The following is an 18,415-nucleotide window of genomic DNA, read 5'->3' on the forward strand; positions in this document are numbered from 1 at the left end:
TCCCAATCGTGAGGAACCGTTTCCGCCTCAGCCCACCAGGCGGGCGTGCAGGGAGGTCGCGGAGGTGTCGGTGAGCGAGGCGACCTGGTCGATCACCACGCGCAGCGCCGCGGTGTCGTCCCCGGCCTCGGCGAAGGCCGCGCGGAACTGCGGGTCCAGGCCCTCGGGGGCGTTCTTCCACAGGGCGCCGACCAGTTCGGCGATCAGGCGGCGCTCCTCGGCCTGGTAGGCCAGCGCCTCCTCGCGCGAGAGCACGAAGTGGGCGGCGACCGCCTTGAGCAGGGCGCACTCCAGCAGGGGGCGGCGGGGCACGATGAGGTCGGCGCCGTAGCGGGTGAGCCGACCGGGGCCGTACGCGGCGCGGGTGGCCTCCTCGGCGGCCCGGCAGAAGCGGCCGATGAGCTCGCTGGTGAGGTTCTTGAGGGCGGCGAGGGAGGGCAGGTCCCCGGTGAACGCGCGGGGCCAGACGGGGTCGGCGACCAGGTCGGTGAACACCTCGTCGAGCTCGGCGGCCTCGGCGTCGCAGTAGTGGGCGGCGGCGATGCGGACGATCTCGGCGCGCTCGGCGCTGCCGTGCAGGGCGGACGGGTCCACCAACCCGGCGTGCAGGGCGTCCTCGACGTCGTGGACGGAGTAGGCGACGTCGTCGGCCCAGTCCATGACCTGGGCCTCGAAGCAGGTGCGGCCCTGGGGCGCGTCCCTGCGCAGCCAGGTGAACACCCCGATGTCGTCGGGGTAGCAGTTGAACTTGCGGGTGTGGCCGCCCTCTCCCCTGCGCCAGGGGTACTTGACGGTGGCGTCGAGGGTGGCGCGGGTGAGGTTGAGCCCGGCGCTGCGCCCGTCGGGTTCGATGACCTTGCCCTCCAGCCGCACGAGCAGGCGCAGGCTCTGGGCGTTGCCCTCGAACCCGCCGCAGTCGGCGGCGGCCTCGTCCAGCGCGCGTTCGCCGTTGTGGCCGAAGGGCGGGTGGCCGAGGTCGTGGGAGAGGCATGCGGCCTCCACCAGGTCGGGGTCGCAGCCCAGGGCCTGGCCGAGTTCGCGGCCGATCTGGGCGCACTCCAGGGAGTGGGTGAGGCGGGTGCGCGGGAAGTCGCTCACGCCGGGCTGGACCACCTGGGTCTTGGCGGCCAGGCGGCGCAGGGCGGCGCTGTGCAGGACCCGGGCGCGGTCGCGCTCGAAGGGGTCGCGGGCCCGGTTCTTGCGGTTCTCGCGCGCCCGGCGCTCGGTGTCCTGCGGCGTGTAGCCGGGGGCTCCGCCCTCGCGGGGGTTGTTCCTCATCGTCTGCGACCCTACTTCCCAGCAGCGACAACACGTGCCGTCCGCGCTGGTCAGGCGGCGTTGACGTCGATCTCGCTGCTGTCGTTGAAGATCCAGTAGTACCAGAGCGCGGCGGTCTCCCTGGTGATGTACCAGAGCTGGGTGCGCCGCTCGATGACCGCGGGACCCGAGCGCGAGGGCGAGGTGCCCGCCTCGATGCCGTGGTCGGCGGCCATCTGCTCGGACCGCAGGCTGTGCCAGGGGTCCGAGACGAGGATGGCGCTGTCCCAGGCGTGCTCCTCGAAGACGAGCGAGACGGCCTGGATGCTCTGGAGCGTGTCGCGCCCCTCCTCCACGGCGATGATCTGGTCGGCGGGGACGCCCACCTCGATCAGCCAGGCGCGCCCCGACGCCGCCTCGGTGAAGTTGTCGGCGGGCTGCTTGCCTCCGACGGTGACGATGACGGGCGCGACGCCCTCCAGGTAGAGGACCTGGGCGTGCCGCAGCCGGGCCTCGAAGACGGGCGAGGGGACGCCGTTGTACTGGCTGGCGCCGAGCACGACGATGGCGTCGGAGGGGGTGCGGTCGTCCTGGCGGGCGGTGTACCAGACCCAGCCCCAGGTGGCGGGCGGCAGGGCCAGGACGGTGAGCAGCAGGAGGGTGACCAGCCAGCGCAGGCGGAAGCGGCGCCTCCTGCGGCGGGGCCGGCGAGGCGGCCTGGGCGGCTCGGGGCGGGCGCCGCGGGGTTCGGGCTCCGGGGCGGGCGGGAGGTCCTCATCGGGCAGGTCCGGCGCCGTGGGGCGCAGGGCCCGGCCCCGGCCGGGGGGCCGGTCCCGGACGAAGCGCCGGGTGAAGGCGGCGCCGCCGGGTGCGTCGCGTGCGGCGGCGCCCCGGGTGAACTCACTGGTCCGGACCGCGTCGGCGGGCGCCGGGAGCTCCTCGCGCCGGAACTGCCGGGTGGCCTCGCTGTCGGGGTCGCGGGAGAACTCGCGGGTGCCGTCGGCGCCGTCGGCGCCGGGGACGGGGGTGAGGGCCTCGCGGATGAAGACCCGGGTGGCCTCGTCGTCGGGAGAGGAGGCGGTGGCGGGATCCTCCCACGGCTCCTCGCCGCGGCCGTCGTTCGCCGTTCGCACCGGCTCACCTCCGCACAAATCTTCGGTCGGGGACGTGCACCCCCACTGGGACGGCCTCCGCCCGCCGCTGGTTCGCAGCGGTCTCGGCCGAGGGGACCGTGGCGGAGGTGGTGTCGGCGCGCCGCCGTCACCGCGTGTGGGGAGGCTTGCGGGAAACGGTGGCCCTTCTGGCGGCCAGAATACATCACGGACAGGTCACGGCTGTTGTGCGCCGTGACCGCCGACCGGGATGAGTCTAGAGCTTCTCGCGTGTGCTCCCGCACGTGCACCGGATCCCTGTACGAACCCGGACGCGGTGGCCGGGAGCCACCGCGTCCGGGCCGCGTCCGGATCGGTCAGGAGGCGGGGCGGCCGGCGGCCCGGCCCGCCTCCAGGCGGGCGACGGGTACCCGGAAGGGCGAGCAGGACACGTAGTCCAGACCCACCTGGTGGAAGAAGTGCACCGACGCGGGGTCGCCCCCGTGCTCACCGCACACCCCGAGCTTGATGCCCGGGCGGGCGGCCCGCCCCTCCTCGGCGGCGATGCGGACGAGGCGGCCGACCCCGTCCACGTCCAGGGACTCGAAGGGCGACACCCCGAACACGCCCTTCTCCAGGTAGGCGGAGAAGAAGGAGGCCTCCACGTCGTCGCGGGAGAACCCCCAGACCGTCTGGGTGAGGTCGTTGGTGCCGAAGGAGAAGAACTCGGCGTTCTCTGCGATCTGGCCGGCGGTCAGGGCGGCCCGGGGCAGCTCGATCATCGTGCCGACGGGGAAGTCGAGCTCGACACCGTGCTCCCGGCCCACCTCGCGCAGGACCCGCAGCGCGTCCTCCCGGATGATCTCCAGCTCCTGCACGGTGCCCACCAGCGGGATCATGATCTCGGGGCGGGGGCGGCCGCCCGCGGCGATCCGGTCCACGGCGGCCTGGGCGATGGCGCGCACCTGCATGGTGAACAGACCGGGCACGACCAGACCCAGGCGGACGCCGCGCAGGCCCAGCATCGGGTTCTGCTCGTGCAGCTTGTGCACGGCCTGGAGCACCCTCAGGTCGTTCTCGTGGCTCTCCCCGCGCGCCTCGGCCACGGCCACGCGCACCGACAGCTCGGTGATGTCGGGCAGGAACTCGTGCAGCGGCGGGTCGAGCAGGCGCACGGTCACCGGCAGGCCGTCCATGGCCTCCAGGATGCCGCCGAAGTCCTCGCGCTGCAGGGGCAGCAGCGCGTCGAGGGCCTGCGTCTGCTCCTCCTCGGTGTCGGCGAGGATGAGCCGCTCCACCAGCTGGCGCCGGTCGCCCAGGAACATGTGCTCGGTCCGGCACAGGCCGATGCCCTGCGCGCCCATGCGGCGGGCGCGGGCGGCGTCCTCGCGGGTGTCGGCGTTGGCGCGCACGCGCATGCGGCGGGCGGCGTCGACGTAGTGCATGAGCCGGTCCACGGCGCGCACGAGGTCGTCCGCGCGGTCGGAGGCCGGATCGATCTCGCCCTCGAAGTAGCGCACGACGGGCGAGTCCACCACGGGCACCTCGCCGAGGAAGACCTCGCCGCTGGCGCCGTCGATGGAGATGACGTCGCCCTCCTCGACCACCTCTCCGCCGGGCGCGGTCATGCGCCGGTTCTTGGTGTCGATGTCGAGCTCCTCGGCGCCGCACACGCAGGTCTTGCCCATGCCCCGGGCGACCACGGCGGCGTGCGAGGTCTTGCCGCCGCGGCTGGTGAGGATGCCCTCGGCGGCGATCATGCCCTCCAGGTCGTCGGGGTTGGTCTCACGGCGGCACAGGATGACCCGCTCGCCGCTGCGCGACCACTTGACGGCGGTGTAGGAGTCGAAGACGGCCTTGCCCACCGCGGCGCCGGGCGAGGCGTTCATGCCGCGTCCGATGCGCTGGACGCCGGCTCCGGAGGCGGCCCCCTCGTCGAAGCGCGGGAACATCAGCTGGGCGAGCTGGTCGCCGTTGACGCGCTGGACCGCCTCGTCCAGGGTGATCATGCCCTGGTCGACGAGCTGGTCGGCGATGCGGAAGGCGGCGGCGGCCGTGCGCTTGCCCACGCGGGTCTGGAGCATCCACAGCTTGCCGCGCTCGATCGTGAACTCGATGTCGCACAGGTCGCGGTAGTGGTTCTCCAGGGTGTCCATGATGCCCATCAGCTCCCCGTAGCTGCGGGCGTCGATCTTCTCCAGGTCGGCGAGGGGCACGGTGTTGCGGATACCGGCCACCACGTCCTCGCCCTGGGCGTTCTGGAGGTAGTCGCCGTAGACGCCGGGCTGCCCGGAGGCGGGGTCGCGGGTGAAGGCGACACCGGTGCCCGAGTCCATGCCGAGGTTGCCGAAGACCATGGAGCAGACGTTGACGGCGGTGCCGAGGTCGGCGGGGATGCGCTCCTGGCGCCGGTACAGGACGGCGCGGGGGGCGTTCCAGGAGTCGAAGACCGCCTTGATGGCGAGGGTCATCTGCTCGCGGGGGTCGCCCGGGAAGGAGCTGCCGGTCTGCTCCAGCACGACCTCCTTGAAGCGCTCGACGAGCCGACGCAGGTCGGCGGCGTCCAGTTCCAGGTCGCTCGCGACGCCCCTGGCGGACTTGACCTCGTCGATGGCGTCCTCGAAGAGCTCGCCGTCGATGCCCTGCACGGTCTTGCCGAACATCTGGATGAGGCGCCGGTAGGAGTCCCAGGCGAAGCGCTCGTCACCGCCCTGGGCGGCCAGACCGACGACGGACTCGTCGTTGAGGCCGATGTTGAGGACGGTCTCCATCATGCCGGGCATGGAGAACCTGGCCCCCGAGCGCACGCTGACCAGGAGCGGGTCGTCCGGCTGGCCGAGACGGCGGCCCATGGCCTTCTCCAGCTCCTTGAGGTTCACCTCGATCTCGGCGTCGAGCCCGGCGGGCACGCTGCCCTCGGAGAGGTAGTGGCGGCACGCCTCGGTGGTGATCGTGAACCCGGGGGGAACCGGCAGGCCGAGGTTGGTCATCTCGGCGAGGTTGGCCCCCTTGCCGCCAAGGAGGTCCTTCAGGTCCTTGTTGCCCTCGGTGAACTTGTAGACGTACTTGGCCACGGGGGTGCTCCCTCGTTCGTCGACGACTCAGCGCTGGGTCGGCGCCTGTGCCCGGATGGCGCGACTCTTCCACACTCTGCGACCTCGCTCCTTCATGAAGCCCCTTTTTCTGATGTATTCCCAGCTCAGGACCATCAAAAAGGTCTATACCAATGGTCCAGCAAAGATCGCCGGAGCCCCCGCCCCGAGTGTGGGGATCCGGACCCCGGTGGCCGTGACTGCACTGGTCAGCGGGGTGACCACGCCCACACGGGCCTCCCGACCCGCAGAGCACCGCCCCGGGAACGGAACCGACCAATCCCACGCCACCACCGCCACGGGAGGCGTCCTGTGCCACGGAACACAGGACTACCAGTGGGTAACCTACGGATCCGTAGGTTAGGCTGCCGACAGGCCCGCAGCGGGGCGGACCGCGGGATGGAGGAATGCAGCGTGTCGGAGGAACACAGGCGGGACACCGGAGGCGCGGAGACCGGCCCGACCGACCCCGCGTCCCACGACGAGGACGGCCAGCACAAGGGAGCCGCCGCGACGGCGGCCGGGGAGCTGCTCGAAGCGGTCAAGCCGCGGCTGCGCGGCTGGCTGCACCTGGGAACCGCTCCGTTGGCCCTGGCGGCGGGCATCGTCCTGGTGGCCCTGTCCCCCACCCCGACCGCGACGGTCGCCAGCGCCGTGTACGCGCTCAGCTCGGTGCTGCTGTTCGGCACCTCGGCGGTCTACCACGTGGGCCGCTGGTCGACGGGGGCGCAGAAGGTGCTGCGCCGCATGGACCACTCGAACATCTACCTCATCATCGCGGGCACCTACACACCGTTCGTGCTGCTGGTGCTCGAAGGCACGCTGCGCACCGCCATGCTGGCGCTGATCTGGGGCGGGGCGATCGCCGGGGTCGGCTTCAAGCTGCTGTGGCTCAACGCGCCGCGCTGGCTGTCCACCGCCCTGTACCTGGCCATCGGCTGGGTGGCGGTGCTGTTCGTCCCGGACCTGGTCGGCGGCACCCATCCGGCGACATGGATCCTCATCCTGGTGGGCGGGGTGCTCTACAGCGTCGGCGCGGTGGTCTACGCGCTCAAGCGGCCCGACCCGGCACCGCGCTGGTTCGGCTTCCACGAGATCTTCCACTCGCTGACCATCGCGGCCTTCGTCTGCCATTATGTCGCGGTGTCGTTCGTCGTCTACACCGCGGGCTGAACCAACGGGGCACCGCGACCGGGTGTGCCGTTCGTCGTCTACACCGCGGGCTGAACGATCCTCACCACGCCCCCGCGTGCCTCGGGCCCCTCCCCTTCCGGAAGGGACCCGAGGCGCGGGGGTGTGGTCGTCGTCCGTGTCAGGCGAAGCCGAACAGCGGCGGGAACACCAGCACGACCAGCCCCGCCCAGACCGCGTAGACCGGAAGGTAGGCCGTCTGCCACCGTTCGACCGCGGCGAACGGACGCGTGCCCCGCACGAAGCCCGCCATCAGCCACGCCGACCACACCAGGTGCACCAGCAGCACGAGGTTGAGCCCCAGCGCGGCGGTCTTGTTGGCGGTGAACCCGAACTCGGCGATGCGCGTCAGCATCGCCGTCAGCGCGACGGCGTCCACCGCGAGCGCCGCTCCGACCAGCGCGAGCTGGAGCCAGTCGAAGACGCCCGCCGGGGCCATCGGGTCACGGGCGGAGATCGAGTACAGCAGCAGGAACAGCACCAGCACCAGAACGGCGTCCATGAGGATGAGCAGGCCGCGGTCCACCGTGGTCAGCGGACCGTTCACCAGGAGCGCCACCAGGTCCGCGGCCAGCATCAGGACCGCCAGCGGCGTGAAGACACGGGTCAGGACGGGCGCGATGTTCTCCACCACGCTCTTCTTGGCCTCCACCAGCCACGCGGCCACCAGGAGCGCGCCGGGCGCGCCGAACGGCAGGAGCCAGTCCTCGAAGAACGGCTCGAGGTCGACGTCGACCAGGGCGAGCACGGCGAAGGTGAGGCCGACGAGGACCATGGACCCCAGCATGATCAGCACCAGGTACATCACCAGCTCGCCCATGAACCGTACGAAGTCCATGCGCCGCTCGTGGGACCGCCAGTTCCCTCCCGTGTGCAGGACGCCCACGAGCAGCCACAGGAGGACCGGAGCGTGCGTGAACGCGAGTACGGCGGTCATCCCGGGTGAGGGGACCGGGCCGGGGAGCGCCTCGAACGGGTAGAGGTTCACCGCCAGGGCCGGTACCGCCGCGACGGCGGTCACCGCCGCGCACACGCGCCACGTGACGCGCCGTTTCCAGGCGAACCATCCCGCGAGGAACGGGAGCACCACGAAGGCGAGGTTGCGGATCTGCGCGATCTCACCGTCGACCGACGTGAACAGGAGTTTGACCGCCAGACCCGCGCCGAGCGCACACGCGAGCACCACACCGAGCTCGCGCCAGCGCGAGAGGCCGCCCGCGCCGTCCTCGGCCTCGGGGACGAGGACCAGCTGTTTCCAGAGCCGCTGGGAGTGCTCGCGCGCGAACTCCCGCGACACCTCGTCCAGGTTGCCCATGCGCTTGACCGCGACGAGGAAGGCCTCCTCGTCATCGAGGCCGTTCGCCCCCAGGTCGGCTATCTGTTCGCGCAGGTGGTCCTCCATCTCCTCGACGTCCGACGGAGAGATGGCGCGGCGGCGGCGCACGAAGCCCCGCCACTGGTCGATCTGGTCCTCCAGGACCTCCCCTCGTGCGGCGTCGCTCATCAGGCGATCCCCTCTGCCGCGGTGCCCCCGAGGAGCGGAGGATGCGGTGTGGCCCGCCACACCTGCTTGAGCGCGTCGGCGACGACACTCCACTGCTTCTGCCGCTCGGCCAGCACCTCCAGTCCTGCCTCCGTGATCGCGTAGTGCTTGCGGCGGCGGCCCGCGTCGGACGTACGCCAGGACGCCTGGACGTGACCGTTGCGCTCGAGGCGGTGCAGCAGGGGGTAGAGCATCCCGTCCGTCCACTGCATCCGTCCGCCGGAGAGCTCGTTGACGCGTTTGACGATGGCGTAGCCGTAGGACTCGCCCTCGGCCAGGATGCCCAGGACGAGCGGCGTGGCCGACGCCGCGACCAGGTCCTTGTCGATGTGCACGTGTACTTCCCATACCTAGTTCCGCTAGGGGTCGTTACCCTAGCAGAACTAGGCATTGCAGAACGAGGCGTCGAGGCGGGCGCCCCCGCCGTGGCCATGAGGGCGAGCGCCCACGAGCCGGAGGAGGAATTCGTCGTCACGATTCACTTACGCGGTAGGACAATCCGCACCAAACAGCCAGGTATCGCACAGGCCCTACCACTAGGTTGAGACCCAGGAACCCTCAGCCGTGTGCGGCCGAGGGAGCCGAGGAGGCGGCCGGAGACCACGTCCCCCCGGGTCCGGCCGTCTCACTCCCTCCAGAACACGCGACGGCGCCCGCCACCCCCGAAGGGGCGGCGGGCGCCGTCGTCACGTCCTCGGGCCTGGCCCTAGCAGCCGGGCAGGCGCTCGAAGAGGTAGGTCTCCACACGGTCCAGGGACACGCGCTCCTGGGACATGGTGTCGCGCTCGCGCACGGTCACCGCGTCGTCGTCCAGGGTGTCGAAGTCCACCGTCACGCAGAACGGGGTGCCGATCTCGTCCTGGCGGCGGTAGCGGCGACCGATCGCGCCCGCGTCGTCGAACTCCACGTTCCAGCGCTTGCGCAGCCTGGCGGCCAGGTCGCGCGCCTTGGGCGACAGGTCGGTGTTGCGCGACAGCGGCAGCACCGCGACCTTGACCGGGGACAGGCGCGGGTCCAGGCGCATGACGGCGCGCTTTTCCAGCTTGCCCTTGGCGTTGGGGGCCTCGTCCACGTTGTAGGCGTCCAGCATGAACGTGAGCACCGCCCGGTCGACACCGGCCGCGGGCTCGATGACGTAGGGGATGTAGCGCTCGTTGTTCTCCTGGTCGAAGTAGGACAGGTCCACGCCGGAGGCCTCGGAGTGCGTCTTGAGGTCGTAGTCGGTGCGGTTGGCGATGCCCTCCAGCTCGCCCCACTCGGCGCCCTGGAAGTTGAAGCGGTACTCGATGTCGACCGTGCGCTTGGAGTAGTGGGACAGCTTCTCCTGCGGGTGCTCGTACAGGCGCAGGTTGTCCTTGGCGATGCCCAGGTCGACGTACCACTGGTGGCGGATGTCGATCCAGTGCTGGTGCCACTCCTCGTCGCTGCCGGGCTTGACGAAGAACTCCATCTCCATCTGCTCGAACTCGCGGGTGCGGAAGATGAAGTTGCCCGGGGTGATCTCGTTGCGGAACGACTTGCCGATCTGGCCGATGCCGAAGGGCACCTTGCGGCGCGCGCTCTGCTCGACGTTCTTGTAGTTGACGAAGATGCCCTGGGCGGTCTCCGGGCGCAGGTAGGCCAGGCCCTTCTCGTCCTGGACCGGGCCCAGGTAGGTGCGCAGCAGCCCGTTGAACATGCGCGGTTCGGTGAAGGAGTCCTTGGCGCCGCAGTTGGGGCAGGCGATCGCGGCCAGGCCCTCGGCGGGCTCGTGGCCGTGCTTGTCCTCGTAGGCCTCGATGAGGTGGTCCGCGCGGAAGCGCTTGTGGCAGGACTGGCACTCGGTGAGGGGGTCGACGAACGCCGTCACGTGGCCGGAGGCCTCCCAGACCTCGCGGGCCAGGATGACGCTGGAGTCCAGGCCGACGATGTCCTCGCGCTCCTGCACCATGGCGCGCCACCACTGGCGCTTGACGTTGTTCTTGAGCTCGACGCCGAGGGGGCCGTAGTCCCAGGCGGCGCGCAGACCTCCGTAGATCTCACTGGAGGGGTAGACCAGACCCCGGCGTTTGGCGAGGTTGACCAGTGCGTCCATTGCCTCTGACTTGGCGGCCATGGGTGACTCTCCATCCGGCTGGGTGTCGGTGGATCGCGGTTCGCGATACATCGGTTGTCGTGTGGGGCGGTGGACGTGCGTCGGAACCCGGGATCGGTACCGGCGGACGACCGCGTCCACCCAGGCTAGAGCACCCGGCAACCGCGAACACACGCTTTCCCCGTGCCCTGGAGGCGGGGCGGTTCAGGACGGGGCGTCACCGCCGGTCACGACCTCGAACGCGGTGGGCTCGTCGATGGCGCGTGAGAGCAGCGGCACAGCGTTGACCTTGACGTCGAAGTCGGACAGGGCCCGGCGGTAGAACCCGGCCCCCTCCCACTCGGTGACCACGGTCCACAGGCAGGGGTCGTCGGCGGCGCGGCCCACCCGGTGGCCCAGGAAGCCGGGGCGGCGGGAGAGCACCTCGACCGCCGCGGCGGCGTCGGTCTGGAAGGCCGCGGTGTCGGCCTCGGGCACGGAGTAGCGGGTGATGACGATCACGGGATCATTGTGGCCCACCCGGGAGCCGGCGCGGCGCGGGCCCCGGGGCGGGCCGGCCCCCGCGCCCACGGCGAAGGCCCCGGAGGGGCTCCCCTCCGGGGCGTCCGCGCCGCCGTGCCCTCCGTCAGTCCCGGCCGAAGACCCGGTCGACGACGCGCGCCGCCGCGTGCCCGTCGTCGAGCGGGCAGAACCGCTCGACGAAGGCCCGGTAGGCGGCCCCGCTGCGGGCGGCCACCTCGTCGATGTCCAGCAGGGCCTCGACGACCTCGTCGGACCCGGTCAGCAGCGGCCCCGGCGCGGTCTCCTCGAAGTCGAAGTAGAACCCGCGCAGGTTGTCCCGGTAGCCCTCCAGGTCGTAGGTGAAGAAGAGCATCGGGCGGCCGGTGTTGGCGAAGTCGAACATCATCGACGAGTAGTCCGTGACGAGCACGTCGGTGATCAGGAACAGTTCCATGATCTCCGGGTACAGGGACACGTCGTGGACGAAGCCCTCCCCCACGACCGGCACACTGTCCACCACCCGGGGGTGCCGGCGCACGAGCAGCACGTGGTCGTCACCGAGCTTGTCGTACATCCGCTGCAGGTCCAGGTGCAGGTCGAGCTTGTGCTTGCCGCGCGTGTAGTACTTGTCGTCGCGCCAGGTCGGCGCGTACAGCACCACCTTCTTACCCTCGGGCAGGCCGAGCAGCCTGCGGGTGCGCTCGGCGATCGCGTCCCGGTCGGGGGCGAAGAAGATGTCGTTGCGCGGGTAGCCGGTCTCCAGGATCTCGCCCTCGAAGCGGAAGGCGCTGCGCAGGATCGGGGTCGCCCACGGGCTCGGCGAGACCAGGTAGTCCCACTGCCGGGTCTCCCAGGCGAGCTTGTCGAAGTAGTCGCGCGACTTGCCGCGGATGTTCTCCACGTCGAAGCCGATCCGCTTGAGCATCGATCCGTGCCAGGTCTGCACGACCACCTGGTCGGGGCGGCGGTGGAACCACGCGGGCTGGCGGGAGTTGGTGACCAGGTAGCGGCTGCGCGCCAGGGCCTCGTAGTACTCCCGGCCCCGGTGGCGCACCGGGACGAGGTCGTCGGGCAGGCGCACCTGGCCGTCGGCGACCAGCCACGACATCGGGTAGTCCGCCCAGCGCTCCCGCCCGCGCAGCTCCGCGTAGACGCTCTGCGGGCTGTCGGAGTACTGGCGCCCGGTGTAGGTGTCGAAGAGGATGCCCTCGGTGACGGGCTCCCGGCGCTGGGCCGGGTAGTGGTGCTCGCGCAGCTCGCGCTGGGCGAAGGCGCCCCGCTCGAAGGGGCGCAGGTCGCTGCCGACCTGGAGCACGGGGATGCCGCGCCCCTGGTAGGAGAGGACGTAGGCGCGCTCCCTGGTCTGCATCTCCAGCGGCAGCTCGGGGATGAGCGCGTCGGAGAACTCCACGCCCACGTCCGTCGGGCCGCCCTCGGCCGCGGGGCCGCCGACCCGTCCCCACAGCTGGTAGGTGCCCGCGGGCAGGGACAGGGTGCCCGACAGGGTGGCGACGTCGGCCGGGGCGAACCGGGCCGTGAAGCGCCGGCCGGAGCGCTCCACCGCCAGGAGGTGCTCCTCGTCGCGGCCGCGCGCCCTGGCGACCAGGCGCAGCTCGGCGCGGTCGAGGAACTCGCCCTCCAGCAGCAGGGCGCGGCCCTGCCAGCGGGCCCGGTCGACCGTGGGGCGGGCGTGCCCGGCGCGCAGCCTCAGGTGGCCGGTCGGCGTGCGCTGCACGGCCAGTTCCCGGCGGACGCCCTCGTCCGCGTAGGCGGTGGTGTCCGCCTCGTCGGGCAGGACCAGCGGAACGCTCCGCTCCCGCGGGAGGACCAGGTGGACGTCCCACTCCTCCTGGCGGATCACGCCGCCGCACTCGACGACGCCGCGGTCGAAGAGCTCCTCGGCGCGCACACGCGCGGTGAGGCGGCCGCCGTGGACGGAGACCGGGTAGGTGAGCACGGCGGTGCCGGGGCGCCGTGTCAGGCGCAGCTCGGCGGCCCGGACCGCGGTCTCGGACACCAGTTCGCCCTCCAGCTCCAACTCCCTGGTGCGGGTGTCGAAGCGGTGGCCGGTGACGCGGACACGGGTCGGTTCGACGCCGACCACCAGCTGGCGGTCCCTGTTCCAGTACGGCCGCACCCACACGTCCTCGTCCACCTGGTGGTAGCCGGGCCGCTCGGGCGGGCCGGGGACGGGTCCCGAGACGAACTTGCGCCGGGTGATCCTCCGGTTGAGGATGACCAGTTCCAGTTTCCAGTCGCCGGGTTCCCAGGAGCCGGAGGCGCGCAGCCTGCGCGGATCGAGGACGGCGGTGAAGCCGCCGTAGTCGTGGCGGGCGGCGTCGGCGACGTCGGGCAGCCGGTACTCGGCGGCGCGCCGGACGCGCACGGGCACGCGGACCCTGCGTCCGGTGGCGGTGTTGACGGCGAAGGCCACCACGTGCTGCTGCCAGCGCCTGCGGGCGCGCAGGTGGCGGATGCCGATCCGGCCGCTGACGTGCAGGCGGCCGTGCTCCCAGCGGATCTCCTCGGTCTTCTGGCGGACCCGGATCTCCTCGTCCAGCCGGTACACCTCGCGGGGCACGGCCCTGGCGGGGTCCTCGGACTCGAAGAAGGGGTAGCGGACGTAGTAGCCGAGACCGCGCCGCACGACGGGGGCCTTCTTGATCTCGACGCTCTTGGCGAAGGTCGCGACCTCCAGGATGTCGGAGACGCGCCGCTTGCGCACCAGGTGGTACAGGAGGCGGTCGAGGACGCTGAGCCCGCGCAGGAGCCGCACCGGCACGTGGTCGAGGTAGTCGTTGAGCAGGTCGACGGCGACCGCGCGGACCTGCTCGTCGGCCTCGTCCAGCTTCAGGAGGAGTTGGTGGAGTTCGCCCCGGAGGAGGGTGCGGTCCCACAGGTCGCGGTCGGGGCCGTGCAGGTCGGCGGCGAGTTCTCCCATGGCGGTGAGGCGGCGGGTCAGGGCGGTCTTGTCCAGGGGGACCCGCGCGGCCTCGTGCTCGCGCCTGAGCAGGACGGGCCCGGGCAGGACGTCGACGGTGCGGGCGGACAGGAGTGCCCGGCGCAGGCCGAGGTCGGCGTCCTCGGGGTCGAGGGAGTGGTCGGCCAGGGACTCCCAGAACCTCCTGCTCCAGAGCTTGTTGCCGAGGGTGCCGTCGGCGACCAGGCCGGGGACCTCACGGGGGTTCTCGGCCACGCGGTGCCTGGCGCAGGACCTGCGGTGCGCCTTGGAGGGGGAGGCGCCCAGTTCGTTGAACTTGTACACGTTGCCGGCCACCAGGTCCGAGTGGGTGTCGGCGGCGCTGCGCAGGAGGTAGTCCAGGGCGTAGCCGGTGAGGGCGTCGGAGCCCTCCAGGAAGAGCAGGTGGGTGCCGTGGGCGGCGGCGGTGGCGCGTGCGCGCGCGGCGGGCCGGTCGGGGGCGGGTCCGCCGGGCAGGAGGGCCACTGCGAGGCCGGGGGGCGGGGACCCGGCGAACGCGGCGGCGACGGCGCGTGCGTCCTCGCGCGCGGACTCCACGGACTCGTCCCCCTGGTCCCCCTCCTCGGCTCGGACGGGGTTTCCGGTCTCCTCCACGGTGTCGTCCTCACCGTGGGAGCCGGAGTCCGCGCTCCCGGAGGCGGCTTCGGGCCCGGGAGGTGTCCCGTCCGCGGCCGCACGGCCGCGGACGGGAGCGAGGAGGACTTCGACGGGCGCCGCGGACTCGGGCGCTCGGGCCCCGCCCCGGTCACCGCCGTGTTGGCGGGCCAGGGAGTCGAGGCAGTTCTGCAGGTGGGGCTCCGTGACGTCGAACGTCACGACGACAGTGGCTTGGGGCACGGAAGTCGACACCCTCCGAGAAAGTGGTTACTAAGGGCAATGTGGTCGTAACCATAAGTGTCACCCGCGTTCGCGGGACGAACGGCGGCTCAAAGTGATTTCTTTGTTACCCCGGATGTGCGGAGCCCCGACGGGTTCCGCCGCACGGAGCGGGGGCGCGCGGCAAAAGGAGCCGCCCCCGGGCGCCCGGCGGCGCGCCGGGGCCCTGCACTAGGGTTCGGGAGACAGGCACCACAGGCCCGGCGGGCCCGCCGACCGTCGCCCGGGGGCGGGTGCGTCCGGCCGACGGACCCCCCGGCGGCGGCACAGGACCAGAAGCGGATACGGACAGCATGGCCCCTCCCGAACACGGTGACGAGAAGCGGCGTCGAGACCCGGACCACCCCCCGCCCGAGGGGAACCCCCTGTACACGCCCGGCGCGGGCAGGCTGCGCCGGTCGGTGGAGGAGCGCAGCGCGGTGCCGCTGGTGTGGCTGCACCAGCGCCCCCGGTGGCTGGCACCGCTGGTGCTGGGCGCCCTGTTCATCGCGGGCCTGATGGCGCCCGGCCTGGTCGGGGCGCTGTGCCTGCTGCTGGCGGCGGCGTTCCTCGCGTGGCTGGCGTTCCTGACGTGGCCCTCCCTGGACGGTCGGCTGCGGATGGCGCGCGTGCTCACGGTGACGGTCGTGCTGGTGCTCGCGGCGGCACGCGTCCTGGGCTACTGATCCGCGGACGCGCCGGAGGCCGGGACGGGGCCGCCCCGGACCGGACCGGCGCGCTCCCGCGGCCCCGCCGCGCCCTGACGACGCGTCGTGTCCTCCCGGTGCGCCGTGAATCCGCCATATTTTGACAACCGTTTTCGTTTTCGTGATAATGGGACGGTGTCTGACCAGTTCACGGACGTCGGGGCCGACGTACCGCTCGCCTTCCAGGTCGTCGACGCACGTGTGGCCTACGACGGAGTCCCCGTGCTCGACGGGGTGGACGTCGGCGTACCCGCAGGCCAGACCATGGCCGTCCTCGGCCCCAACGGGTCGGGCAAGTCGACCCTGATGCGCACGATGCTGGGCATCGTGCCCCTCACCTCCGGACAGGTCCTCGTGCACGGCGCCCCGCTGCGGCGGTTCCGCGACTGGCGGCGGATCGGCTACGTGCCCCAGCGGCTCACCGCCGGAGGCGCCGTTCCCGCCACCGTCCGCGAGATCGTCGCCTCCGGACAGGTCGCCTCGCGCCGCCGCCTGTCCCTGTCCACCCGCGCCGACCGGACCGCCGTCGACGAGGCACTGGAGACCGTGGACCTGGCCGGCCGCGGCCGCGACTCGGTGCGCGAGCTGTCCGGCGGACAGCAGCAGCGCGTACTCATCGCCCGCGCGCTGGCCGGACGGCCCGACACCTTCGTCATGGACGAGCCCATGGCCGGTGTGGACGCCGAGAACCAGCAGGCGCTGGCCCGCACCATCGCCCGCCTGCGCGAGCGCGGCTCCACCGTGGTGCTGGTCCTGCACGAGCTGGGCCCGCTGGAGAACGTGATCGAACGCGCCGTGGTGCTGGAGTCCGGACGTGTCGCGCACGACGGCGCCGCGCCCGAGCCCACCGGCGAGTGCGCGCGCCCCGGCCACGAGCACCAGCACCCGCATCCCGACCCCAACGCCCCCGAGGCCGTGGAACCCACAACGGCCGCGGAGATGATCCGACTCGAGGTACCCGGCCGTGACTGAGCTGCTCGACTACGAGTTCATGCGGCGCGCCCTGATCGCGGCCGTGCTCGTGGGCCTGGTGACCCCGGTCATCGGCACCTACCTCGTCCAGAGACGCCTGGCCCTGCTGGGCGACGGGATCGGCCACGTCGCCCTGACCGGGGTGGCCCTGGGCCTGCTCACCAGCACCTCCCCCGTACTCACCGCCGCCGTGGTGGCCACCCTGGGCGCCGTCCTCATCGAACTGGTGCGCGTGCGCACCCGCACCAGCGGGGACGTGGCCCTGGCGCTGCTGTTCTACGGCGGCATCGCGGGCGGTGTGCTGCTCATCGGCCTCACGCCCGGGGCGAGCAACGCCACGCTGGTCTCCTACCTGTTCGGTTCGGTGAGTACGGTGGAGGAGGCCGACCTGTGGGTGGTGGGCGTACTCGCCGCCGGGGTGGCCGCGGTGGTGGCGGTGTTCGGCCGCGAGCTGTTCGTCCTGTGCCAGGACGAGGAGGTGGCGCGGGCCCACGGCCTGCCGGTGCGCTTCCTGAGCGTGCTGCTGGCGGTGACCGCCGCGCTGACGGTGGTGATCGCCATGCGGGTGGTGGGCGTGCTCATGGTGAGCGCCTTGATGATCGTCCCGGTCGCCGCCGCCCAGCAGCTCACCAAGAGTTTCCGGGTGACCATGCTCCTGGCCGTGACGATCGGCCTGCTGTCCTCGGTCGGCGGCCTGGCCACGTCCTTCTACGCCGAGCTCTCGCCGGGCGCGACGATCGTCGTGCTGGCCCTGGCCGTCTTCTGCGTGTCGGTGGCGGTCGGGGGTGTGGCGCGCCGCGTCTCCGGGCGCCGGGCCCTGGCCACCCGCCGACCCGCCGGGGCGGGTGCGGCCGGTACGATGCCCCAGACTGATCGGGGGAGGGTGACATGAGTACACGACGCGAAGCGGTACGCCAGGCTCTGAGCGGGTCCTCCGGTTTCCGCAGTGCCCAGGACCTGTACGCGGACCTGCGCGCCGAGGGTTCCAAGATCGGGCTGACCACCGTCTACCGGGCGCTGCAGGCACTGAGCGACTCCGGCGAGGTGGACGTGCTGCGCACCGACGAGGGCGAGGCCGTCTACCGGGCGTGCGACACCGAGAGCCACCACCACCACATCGTGTGCCGGGTGTGCGCGACCGCCGTGGAGATCGAGGGTCCGACCGTGGAGAAGTGGGCCGCCGAGATGGGCGCCAAGCACGGCTTCACCGGCGTGACGCACACCGTCGAGGTCTTCGGCACCTGCGCGAGCTGCTCCTAGGGCGGGCCGGGTCCGCCCGGCACTCCCCGGCGGTGCGCCCGGTCGCGGCGCCGGCCGTCCCTAGTCGTGGTACAGGCGCAGCGGTTCCAGGCTGGGGCGCTTGGGGCTCACGTTGTCCCCCGAGGAACGGCCGGTGAGGCGGCGGCCGATCCACGGCACCAGGAACTCGCGGGCCCAGAGCAGGTCCTCCTGGCGCGCGGCCCGCCAGTCGCGGGGCTCGGCCACCGGCCAGGCCTCCTTCCAGTCGCCCTCCGCCGGCACCCCGAGCACCTCGCACACGCGCAGGGCCATGCGGCGGTGCCCCTCCGGGGACAGGTGCAGGCGGTCCCAGTTCCAGGCGCGGGGGTCGTCGAGGATGCGCATGCTCCACACGTCGACCACGTCGCAGCCGTAGCGGTCGGCGATGGCCCGCAGGTGCATGTTGTAGGTGGCGATCCTGCCGCGCATGTGGCGCATCACCGGCTGCCAGTTGGTGTCGAATCCGGTGAAGACGACGATGCGCGCTCCGGTCCGGCTCAGCTCCTCCACGGCTCCGGCGAAGGACACGGCCACGGCGTCGGGGTCGCTGCCGGGGCGGATGATGTCGTTGCCGCCCGCGCACAGCGTGATCAGGTCCGGTGCGAGCTCGACGGCCCGGGGGACCTGTTCGGCGATGATCTGGTCGATGAGCTTCCCGCGCACGGCCAGGTTGGCGTAGCGCACCTCGGCGACGTGGTCGGCGAGGTGCTCGGCCACCCGGTCGGCCCAGCCCCGGTAGCGGCCGTTGGGCACGCTGTCGCTGTCCGGGTAGGGGTCGCTCATGCCCTCGGTGAAGCTGTCACCGAGGGCGACGTAGGAGATGATGTCCTGCTGCGCCGCGTCCGTCCCAAAACCGCTCATGGTGAACGATGAT

Annotated in this window: 14 protein-coding genes; 5 read left to right on the forward strand and 9 right to left on the reverse strand. The window is 72.0% G+C overall.

Going from position 1 to position 18,415, the window contains the following annotated elements; genetic code table 11:
• Positions 1-27: 27 nt before the first annotated feature.
• From A6A08_RS11110 to ppdK, 3 genes are all read right to left on the reverse strand, one after another.
• Positions 28-1,278 (reverse strand): deoxyguanosinetriphosphate triphosphohydrolase, encoded by a 1,251-nt coding sequence (locus A6A08_RS11110; protein ID WP_073702477.1) that lies wholly within the window; start codon positions 1,276-1,278, stop codon positions 28-30.
• A 50-nt stretch (positions 1,279-1,328) separates the two neighbouring features.
• Complete coding sequence (locus A6A08_RS11115; protein ID WP_073702478.1) at positions 1,329-2,390, reverse strand: YdcF family protein; 1,062 nt, start codon at positions 2,388-2,390, stop codon at positions 1,329-1,331.
• Positions 2,391-2,725: 335 nt separating this feature from the next.
• The gene (gene ppdK, locus A6A08_RS11120) at positions 2,726-5,422 is read right to left on the reverse strand and encodes a pyruvate, phosphate dikinase (protein WP_073702479.1); all 2,697 of its coding nucleotides are present in this window, start codon (positions 5,420-5,422) and stop codon (positions 2,726-2,728) included.
• 417 nt (positions 5,423-5,839) lie between these two features.
• Here ppdK and A6A08_RS11125 point away from each other — a divergent pair, with 417 nt between their 5' ends.
• The gene (locus A6A08_RS11125; protein ID WP_073702480.1) at positions 5,840-6,613 is read left to right on the forward strand and encodes a hemolysin III family protein; all 774 of its coding nucleotides are present in this window, start codon (positions 5,840-5,842) and stop codon (positions 6,611-6,613) included.
• Positions 6,614-6,752: 139 nt separating this feature from the next.
• On the opposite strand, the gene A6A08_RS11130 is transcribed toward A6A08_RS11125, so the two are convergent.
• The 5 genes from A6A08_RS11130 to A6A08_RS11150 all read right to left on the reverse strand — a co-directional run bounded on the left by A6A08_RS11130 (position 6,753) and on the right by A6A08_RS11150 (position 14,566).
• Entirely contained in the window at positions 6,753-8,135 is a 1,383-nt protein-coding gene (locus A6A08_RS11130) for a permease prefix domain 1-containing protein (RefSeq protein WP_073702481.1), read from the reverse strand.
• Positions 8,135-8,509 carry a PadR family transcriptional regulator gene (locus tag A6A08_RS11135; protein WP_073702482.1) on the reverse strand — a complete coding sequence of 125 codons (375 nt, stop codon included), beginning with the start codon at positions 8,507-8,509 and terminating at the stop codon, positions 8,135-8,137. The genes A6A08_RS11130 and A6A08_RS11135 overlap by 1 nt, the downstream gene beginning before the upstream one ends.
• Before the next feature lie 371 nt (positions 8,510-8,880).
• The gene (locus A6A08_RS11140; RefSeq protein WP_199866899.1) at positions 8,881-10,269 is read right to left on the reverse strand and encodes a glycine--tRNA ligase; all 1,389 of its coding nucleotides are present in this window, start codon (positions 10,267-10,269) and stop codon (positions 8,881-8,883) included.
• Positions 10,270-10,452: 183 nt separating this feature from the next.
• Positions 10,453-10,749, reverse strand: coding sequence for an antibiotic biosynthesis monooxygenase (locus tag A6A08_RS11145; protein ID WP_073702789.1), 297 nt, complete (start codon positions 10,747-10,749; stop codon positions 10,453-10,455).
• A gap of 124 nt (positions 10,750-10,873) precedes the next feature.
• Positions 10,874-14,566, reverse strand: a complete 3,693-nt coding sequence (locus A6A08_RS11150; protein WP_073702484.1) for a CDP-glycerol glycerophosphotransferase family protein — start codon at positions 14,564-14,566, stop codon at positions 10,874-10,876.
• 332 nt (positions 14,567-14,898) lie between these two features.
• Here A6A08_RS11150 and A6A08_RS11155 point away from each other — a divergent pair, with 332 nt between their 5' ends.
• The 4 genes from A6A08_RS11155 (at position 14,899) to A6A08_RS11170 (ending at position 17,523) form a co-directional block, all read left to right on the forward strand.
• On the forward strand, positions 14,899-15,270 hold the full coding sequence (locus A6A08_RS11155; protein WP_073702485.1) for a DUF6703 family protein: 372 nt from the start codon (positions 14,899-14,901) through the stop codon (positions 15,268-15,270).
• Positions 15,271-15,426: 156 nt separating this feature from the next.
• Positions 15,427-16,263 carry a metal ABC transporter ATP-binding protein gene (locus A6A08_RS11160; RefSeq protein ID WP_073702486.1) on the forward strand — a complete coding sequence of 279 codons (837 nt, stop codon included), beginning with the start codon at positions 15,427-15,429 and terminating at the stop codon, positions 16,261-16,263.
• Complete coding sequence (locus A6A08_RS11165) at positions 16,256-17,155, forward strand: metal ABC transporter permease (RefSeq protein WP_073702487.1); 900 nt, start codon at positions 16,256-16,258, stop codon at positions 17,153-17,155. Before A6A08_RS11160 ends, A6A08_RS11165 begins: the two co-directional genes overlap by 8 nt.
• On the forward strand, positions 17,152-17,523 hold the full coding sequence (locus tag A6A08_RS11170; RefSeq protein ID WP_073702488.1) for a Fur family transcriptional regulator: 372 nt from the start codon (positions 17,152-17,154) through the stop codon (positions 17,521-17,523). Before A6A08_RS11165 ends, A6A08_RS11170 begins: the two co-directional genes overlap by 4 nt.
• A 60-nt stretch (positions 17,524-17,583) precedes the next feature.
• On the opposite strand, the gene A6A08_RS11175 is transcribed toward A6A08_RS11170, so the two are convergent.
• Positions 17,584-18,402 (reverse strand): SGNH/GDSL hydrolase family protein, encoded by an 819-nt coding sequence (locus A6A08_RS11175; RefSeq protein WP_073702489.1) that lies wholly within the window; start codon positions 18,400-18,402, stop codon positions 17,584-17,586.
• Positions 18,403-18,415 lie beyond the last annotated feature (13 nt).

This window comes from Nocardiopsis sp. TSRI0078 (genome assembly GCF_001905145.1).
Classification (GTDB): domain Bacteria; phylum Actinomycetota; class Actinomycetes; order Streptosporangiales; family Streptosporangiaceae; genus Nocardiopsis.

What these genes read in the sequence shown, in the direction of transcription:
- A6A08_RS11110 (WP_073702477.1), bottom strand. Translation starts at nt 1,278, where the DNA reads ATGAGGAACAACCCCCGCGAGGGCGGAGCCCCCGGCTACACGCCGCAG.
- A6A08_RS11140 (WP_199866899.1), bottom strand. Translation starts at nt 10,269, where the DNA reads ATGGCCGCCAAGTCAGAGGCAATGGACGCACTGGTCAACCTCGCCAAA.
- A6A08_RS11125 (WP_073702480.1), top strand. Translation starts at nt 5,840, where the DNA reads ATGGAGGAATGCAGCGTGTCGGAGGAACACAGGCGGGACACCGGAGGC.
- A6A08_RS11155 (WP_073702485.1), top strand. Translation starts at nt 14,899, where the DNA reads ATGGCCCCTCCCGAACACGGTGACGAGAAGCGGCGTCGAGACCCGGAC.
- A6A08_RS11170 (WP_073702488.1), top strand. Translation starts at nt 17,152, where the DNA reads ATGAGTACACGACGCGAAGCGGTACGCCAGGCTCTGAGCGGGTCCTCC.
- A6A08_RS11175 (WP_073702489.1), bottom strand. Translation starts at nt 18,402, where the DNA reads ATGAGCGGTTTTGGGACGGACGCGGCGCAGCAGGACATCATCTCCTAC.
- A6A08_RS11130 (WP_073702481.1), bottom strand. Translation starts at nt 8,135, where the DNA reads ATGAGCGACGCCGCACGAGGGGAGGTCCTGGAGGACCAGATCGACCAG.